Annotated in this window: 1 protein-coding gene; it reads left to right on the top strand. The window is 48.3% G+C overall.

The window, feature by feature from the left end; translation table 11 throughout:
- Positions 1–719: L-lactate permease (locus R8O11_RS27575; RefSeq protein WP_318194919.1), on the top strand; the 719-nt coding region annotated here is incomplete at both ends.

Here is a 719-nt window from a genome sequence, read left to right as displayed (position 1 = left end):
GCCGCACCACTATTGGTTGCGATCGGTTTCCCTGCCCTAGCAGCTGTACTAATGGGCATGATGATTCAATCAACGCCAGTATCGTTTGGTGCAGTGGGTACGCCGATTATCGTCGGTGTAAACAAAGGTTTGGATACGCACAACATCAGTGAAGCGTTGGCAGCTCAAGGCTCAACATGGGAAGCATACCTACAGCACATCACGGCTAACGTTGCCGTAATTCATGCCGTGGTTGGTACGATGATTCCTGTATTGATGGCGATGATGTTAACACGTTTCTTCGGCAAGAACAGAAGCTGGAGCGAAGGTCTGGATATTCTACCGTTTGCGCTATTCGCAGGTGTGTCATTTACCGTTCCTTACGCATTAACTGGCGTGTTCTTGGGCGCTGAGTTTCCATCGCTGATTGGTGGTTTGGTTGGTCTTTCTATCGTCGTAACTGCTGCGAAAAAAGGTTTCCTAGTTCCTAAAACAAAATGGGATTTTGAAAGCGAAGACAAATGGCCTGCAGAGTGGCTAGGCTCTTTGAAAGTGGATCTGCACGACAATCCTGGTAAGCCAATGAGCTTGGTAAAAGCGTGGATTCCTTATGTAATGCTGGCCGTTATTTTGGTAGCAAGCCGCGTAAGCTCTGAGTTTAAAGGTCTACTGCAAAGCATCAGTGTGTCGTTTAGCAACATTCTAGGCGAGACAGGCGTTAGCGCAGCCATTCAGCCGCT

The sequence above is a fragment of the Vibrio sp. 1288 genome, assembly GCF_033344475.1.
The sequence above is the reverse complement of the archived record's forward strand: the minus strand, read 5'-3'. Positions and strand labels throughout refer to the sequence as shown.